The sequence below is a fragment of the Gelidibacter sp. genome, from assembly GCF_039916245.1.
Taxonomy (GTDB): domain Bacteria; phylum Bacteroidota; class Bacteroidia; order Flavobacteriales; family Flavobacteriaceae; genus Gelidibacter.
In genome coordinates, this window is sequence record NZ_JBDSLS010000159.1 from 1 (window position 1) to 6,243 (window position 6,243).

Annotated in this window: 7 protein-coding genes; 6 read left to right on the forward strand and 1 reads right to left on the reverse strand. The window is 38.3% G+C overall.

All coding sequences use genetic code 11. The annotated features are described in order from the left end of the window. Both ABIQ28_RS08545 and ABIQ28_RS08550 read left to right on the forward strand, forming a co-directional pair. On the forward strand, nucleotides 1-603 hold a 603-nt coding region (locus ABIQ28_RS08545; RefSeq protein ID WP_348036469.1), incomplete at its 5' end, for a dihydrodipicolinate synthase family protein. A 260-nt stretch (nucleotides 604-863) separates the two neighbouring features. Next, nucleotides 864-1,316, forward strand: a complete 453-nt coding sequence (locus tag ABIQ28_RS08550) for a YhcH/YjgK/YiaL family protein (protein ID WP_348036470.1) — start codon at nucleotides 864-866, stop codon at nucleotides 1,314-1,316. On the opposite strand, the gene ABIQ28_RS08555 is transcribed toward ABIQ28_RS08550, so the two are convergent. Continuing rightward, nucleotides 1,303-2,022 carry an FCD domain-containing protein gene (locus ABIQ28_RS08555; RefSeq protein WP_348036471.1) on the reverse strand — a complete coding sequence of 240 codons (720 nt, stop codon included), beginning with the start codon at nucleotides 2,020-2,022 and terminating at the stop codon, nucleotides 1,303-1,305. The two genes, ABIQ28_RS08550 and ABIQ28_RS08555, sit on opposite strands and share 14 nt — an antisense overlap. 132 nt (nucleotides 2,023-2,154) lie before the next feature. Here ABIQ28_RS08555 and ABIQ28_RS08560 point away from each other — a divergent pair, with 132 nt between their 5' ends. The 4 genes from ABIQ28_RS08560 to ABIQ28_RS08575 all read left to right on the forward strand — a co-directional run. After that, nucleotides 2,155-3,324: an AGE family epimerase/isomerase gene (locus ABIQ28_RS08560; protein WP_348036472.1), complete on the forward strand. Its 1,170-nt coding sequence runs from the start codon at nucleotides 2,155-2,157 to the stop codon at nucleotides 3,322-3,324. Further along, on the forward strand, nucleotides 3,321-4,094 hold the full coding sequence (locus tag ABIQ28_RS08565; RefSeq protein WP_348036473.1) for a creatininase family protein: 774 nt from the start codon (nucleotides 3,321-3,323) through the stop codon (nucleotides 4,092-4,094). The genes ABIQ28_RS08560 and ABIQ28_RS08565 overlap by 4 nt, the downstream gene beginning before the upstream one ends. A 290-nt stretch (nucleotides 4,095-4,384) precedes the next feature. Next, a complete protein-coding gene (locus ABIQ28_RS08570) occupies nucleotides 4,385-5,512 on the forward strand; it encodes a sialidase family protein (RefSeq protein ID WP_348036474.1) in 1,128 nt (375 codons plus the stop codon). A gap of 106 nt (nucleotides 5,513-5,618) precedes the next feature. Then, on the forward strand, nucleotides 5,619-6,243 hold a 625-nt coding region (locus tag ABIQ28_RS08575), incomplete at its 3' end, for a sialidase family protein (protein ID WP_348036475.1).

A 6,243-nucleotide genomic window follows, 5' to 3' on the forward strand; every position in this document is an offset into this window, starting at 1 on the left:
GTTTTGGCACCGTATTATTTTAAGTTAAACACGATAGATAAGTTAGTGCAATATTGTAAGGAAGTTGCCGCGTGTGCACCTAACTTGCCATTTTACTACTATCATATCCCTGTGTTGAGTGGCGCCAATTTGAATATGCTCGACTTTTTAAAAGTAGCGCCAAAGGAAATTCCGAATTTCGAAGGCATCAAGTTTACCAATAACAATTTGATTGATTTCTTACACTGCAAAAATTTTGAAGGAGGGAAATACAATATCCTATTTGGGTTTGATGAGATTTTCATTTCAAGTTTACCACTTGGGGCCGATGGATGGGTAGGAAGTACTTACAATCATTTGGCGCCTGCATACTATAAAATAAAAACCCTTTTTGAAGAAGGTAAAATGACCGAAGCTGCGGCATTGCAAACAAAAGCCATCCGTTTTGTTGAAATTTTAGATGGTCATGGTGGTTTTAACGGTGTTGCTAAAGGCTTTATGAAAACCTTAGGCATCGATTGTGGCCCAAGTAGATTCCCACATACCACGCTTTCTGATGAAGCTTATATAGAAATCAGAAAGGAATTGGATGACATCGGATTATTGGAGCATTTGAGTAAATAATTTCTTTTTAATAACAATGAAAAAACCAAGCGAAGTATTAATTTTGTGCTTGGTTTTTTTTCGTTTTAAAATAATAAGTCAAGGCTTATGGTGGGTTTTGATTCCTAAGATTTCGGTCTTAAATGAATAAGTCTTTGTTCTTTGTTCTAAAAGCGAAGCGGTGGTCGCTGAGCTTGTCGAAGTGTCTTGATTCTTGATTCTAACAGCGAAGCGGTCTATGTTCTTTTTCCCCAACCTTAACAAAATTTATACACATACACATGATACTAGATAAAATAGAAAACGCAAACCTATATCGCGGCGTTCATCCGGGGATTGCTAAAGCTTTAGATTATATTACAAGCGTCGATTTCGCCAATTTGCCAATGGGAAAACATGAGATTGAAGGCGAGGCTCTTTTTGTCATATTAAAGGAAAATCCAACCAATCCCATTGCCGATCAACTTTTAGAATCGCATCTAAAATACATTGACGTTCAATATGTAGTGCAAGGGATTGAGAAAATGGGAGTGACCATCAACGCTGGTCAAAAACCAAAAAAAGCCTATGACGACACTGATGATTATATGTTGTTTGAGGAACCTTATGACATCATCACAGTAAAAGCTGGGATGTTTGCGATCTTCTTTCCAGATGATATTCACATGCCCGATCTAACTACTGGCGAGCCGTCACTGGTTAAAAAAGCAGTTTTTAAAGTTAGAATTCAGTAGTTTTTAGTACTCTGTCAAAATGTGGCTCTAAATGTTGCGCCAATCCCTTTCTGAATTTCTCTTTATCATCTTCCTTTAAATAGTCTAAAAGTTGACGGTGTGAAACGAAGTTTTTAGCATACATATAGGTTTTGGCATCAGGTAATTTGTGGTCATGGACGTACTGAAAAACCGGTAAAAGGATGTTTTGAACTCTTTGTAAAGTCTTATTTCCTGACATGTCATAGAGTTTGCCATGAAATGCCACTTCATTTTTCAGACTGAAAACGTTAGACTCTGGAGCGTCTTTTTCCATCTTTTCAACAATTTTTTCCAGTTCGATCAAGTCTTCATCCGTCTTTCGTGCAAACACTAAATCGACCATTCCCATTTCTAAAATCAAACGCAATTCAAAAATATCCATTAAGGTCTCATCGCCCAATAAATTGGTCTCCATCACCTTTTCGAAGTTTTCGATAAAATCGGGCTGAGAAACCACCATGCCTTTATGCTTTTTAGAATCGATAATGCCAATCGTCCGAAGTCTGGTCAACGCTTCTCTAATCACCGTTCTGCTGACGCCAAGCGCTTCTGCAAACTCCATTTCTTTAGGGATGGTGTCGCCTACCTGAAGCCTATTGCTTTTGATATATTCAGTGATGCGAATTTCTACTTTATCGACTAAAGAGAGGTTGGTTAATGGCTTAAGGCTTATGCGGTTTTTCATGCTTATTTAGTTTACTGCAAATGTAATTTATAAATCTAATTTCGTTAAGTTTGTATTATGTAGTACATATTACGCAAAGTTAATTATATACGCACGTAAAAATGACAATAATTTTCTGAAATTCTATAAGATATGAAATATACTTCACTTTATAAAAAAGCACTGCTCGATGATATTATTCCATTTTGGGAAAATCATTCAATAGATTCAGAATCTGGTGGTTATTATACCTGTTTAGATACTAAAGGTAAGGTTTATGATACCGATAAGTTTATGTGGCTCCAAGGTAGGCAAGCGTGGACATTTTCAATGCTTTATAATACCGTTGAAAAACATGAGCCCTGGTTAAAAACGGCAAAACATGGTATCGATTTTATCATCAAACATGGCATGGATAAAGATGGAAATTTCTATTTCTCAACGACCAAAGAAGGGAAGCCATTAGTGCAGCCTTATAATATTTTTTCCGATTGTTTTGCCGCCATGGCCTTTAGTCAATATGCTTTAGCATCTGGCGATAAGGAGATTAAGCAATTGGCGAAACAGACCTATCTCAATATCTTAAAAAAGAAAGACAATCCGAAAGGACATTACGAGAAATCGACTGGTGAACGCCCTTTAAAAAGTTTTTCCCTACCAATGATTTTGTCCAATTTGGTGTTGGAATTGGAGTCTGTTTTAGATGAAGCCGAAGTTAATAAAACCATCGATTTCAGCATCAATGAAGTGATGAATGTCTTTTTGGATAAAGATTCTGGACTTATTTATGAATTTGTCCGTCCTGATGGCACTCATGAAGATAGTTTTAATGGCCGACTCCTAAATCCCGGGCACGGTATTGAAGCCATGTGGTTTATGATTGATATTGGCGTGAGACGCAATGATACCGAGCTTATCGAAAAAGCTACGGATACCATTTTACGCATTTTAGAGTACAGTTGGGATGAGAAATACGGTGGTATCTTTTATTTTATGGATGCGTTGGGTAAACCGCCACAACAATTGGAGTGGGATCAAAAACTATGGTGGGTGCATTTGGAAGCCTTAGTGGCATTATCCAAAGCCTACGAACAAACGGGTCGAAAAGAGCTGATGGTTTGGTATGAGAAAGTGCATGGGTACGCCTGGTCTCATTTTTCAGATCCTGAAAATGGCGAATGGTTTGGCTATTTAAACCGACAGGGCGAAGTATTGCTCGATTTAAAAGGCGGTAAATGGAAAGGCTGTTTCCACGTGCCAAGAGCCATGTACCAATGTTGGAAAACCTTTGATAAAATAGAAAATAAACCCATCGCATTATGATAAACTCCATCAGGCCTTATGTTTTGGCAGAGACCAATTGGAAAGCTGTCAAGGAAACCAACTTTACGGTTGCAGTCTTGCCTTGGGGCGCTACGGAAGCGCATAATTACCATCTGCCATACGCTACCGATAATTTTCAGGCGGAATATGTGGCCATTGAGGCAGCAAAAAAAGCCTGGGATAAAAAGGCTAAAGTTGTGGTATTGCCTACGATTCCGTTTGGGGTCAATACCGGTCAAATGGATATTTCACTCTGTATAAACATGAGTCCAAGTACGCAATACGCTGTCTTAAGAGATATTGTTCAAGTGTTGGACGGGCAAAATATTCGAAAATTAGTGATTGTCAATTCCCATGGTGGCAATAATTTTAAACAGATCATCAGAGAGCTAAGTCTAGTATTCCCAAAGGTTTTTGTTTGTACTCTTAATTGGTGGCAAACAGCTAAAGCCGGCGATTTTTTTAACGAACCTGGCGATCACGCTGGCGAATTGGAAACTTCAGCGATGCAGTACATTGCTCCGAATTTAGTATTGCCATTGGAAGAAGCAAGTGATGGAGCCGCCAAAACATTTAAAATCAAAGGCCTTAAAGAAGGTTGGGTCAGCTCACAGCGCCAATGGACACAAGTCACTGAAGATACTGGTGTTGGAAATCCTAAATTGGCAACTAAAGAAAAAGGAAAAGCCTTTTTAGAAGTGGTCACACAAAACGTCGCTGATTTTTTTGAAGAATTACATCATGCCGATGTGGATGATATGTATGAATGAAATAAGAATTAAGACCGCTTCGCTTTTAAAATTAAGAACAAAGACGGTAAAGCACAGAAAATAGAATATAGAGAATATACTTTGAATTCGGTCAGACGATGTTCGATGTTCGGCCAATGATGTTCATGGCTTGAAATAAAAGCCAAAATAAATCAGTGAAAATCAGCACAATCAGCGTCATCTGTGTTCTATAATAAATCTGACGGATGATTGATTTTGAAATTAAAAATTGAGTTGAACGATGATTTTTTCACTGAATACCTAAAAGAATAAATAATATAAATACAATAATGATGAATAAACTACTCACACTCCTAATCGCCGTATTCCTTTTTAATTGCGGTGTGAAAACCCAAACTAAAAGCACGACTGATGGTGCTCCAGTATTTCAGGATTTGTTCAATACGTCCATGACTGAGGGCGTACAATGTTACCGAATTCCTGCCATTGTAACTGCGCCAAACGGCGATGTTATTGCTGCTATTGATGAGCGTGTGCCCAATTGCGGCGATTTAAAATATAGTTACGATATCAATATCATTGTGAGAAGAAGTTCAGACAATGGGAAAACCTGGTCAAATATCGAAACCGTAGTGAATTTTCCATACGGACAATCCGCCTCTGATCCATCGATGATCGTGGATGAGGTGACCAAGGAGATTTTCTTGTTTTACAATTTCATGAATTTAGAAACAGAAAAGGATATCTACTATCTACATGTCGTTAAAAGTGTCGATAATGGTAAAACATGGAGCCAACCAGAGGATATTACACCTTATATTGCTAAGCCCGAATGGAAAAATGACTTTAAATTCATTACCTCAGGAAGAGGTATTCAAACACGTTCAGGTAAATTATTGCATACCATGGTCAATCTCAACAGTGGCCTTCATTTATTTGGAAGTGATGACCACGGAAAAACATGGTATTTTATTGACACACCAATACAGCCGGCTGACGAATCAAAAGTGATTGAGCTTACTGATGGCACTTTGATGATCAATGCCCGTGTGAATAGAGCAGGAATGCGTTATGTACATCGCTCTACGGACGAAGGAAAAACATGGACGACCACGCCAGCACCAGAGTTAATTGACCCAGGATGCAATGCCAGTATCATTCGATACACCGACACTAAAGATGGTTATGATAAAAACAGGCTTCTTTTTTCGAATGCCAAATCTGAAAAGGGACGCGTTAATATGACTGTTCGCATTAGTTATGACGAAGGCGTAACATGGTCAGAAGGTAAAACGATTTACGAAGGTTCGTCAGCATATTCAGATATGACGATTCTTGATAATGGCGATATTGGGTTGTTTTTTGAACAAGATGAGCACACCAAGAATCCGTTTGTATACTTTTCTTTGGACTGGTTGACCGACGGCAAAGACGTTTATAAAAAAGCGAGAAAATAAATTTATAATTTAAAAATGGCCTAGGGAATTTTTCTGAAGGCTCTTTTTTTTGATTAAACTATTTAGGTTTTATTCCTTAACAATCAATTAATACTCTATTCTAAAGATGGAAAGAATATTTCTAATCCTAATTTCTACATTTATTTTTAGTTGCGGTGGAACAAAGCAAAAAACAGATTATTCGGACGATGCCTTGGTATTTCACGACTTGTTCAACACGGGCATGAATCATGACGTGGCCTGTTACCGAATTCCTGCTATTGTAACTGCACCTAATGGCGACCTTATTGCCGCAATTGATGAACGTGTGCCCGACTGTGGCGATTTAAGAACAAATCGCAACGCCAATATCATTGTGAGACGAAGTGCAAATAATGGTAAAACATGGTCTGCTATTGAAACGGTCGTAGATTTTCCTGAGGGACAATCGGCGTCTGATCCGTCCATGATTGTGGATAGCGAAACCGACGCCATTTTCATGTTTTATAATTTCATGAATTTGGACACGGAAAAAGATATTTACTATCTGCATGTTGTGAAAAGTATTGATAATGGTAAAACTTGGAGCGAACCGGAAGATATTACAGCTCAAATCACAAAGCCGGAATGGCACAAGGATTTTAAATTCATTACTTCTGGAAGGGGCATTCAAACCCGTTCTGGTAAATTGTTGCACACGATGGCAAATCTGAACAGCGGACTTCATCTTTTCGGAAGTGAAGACCACGGGA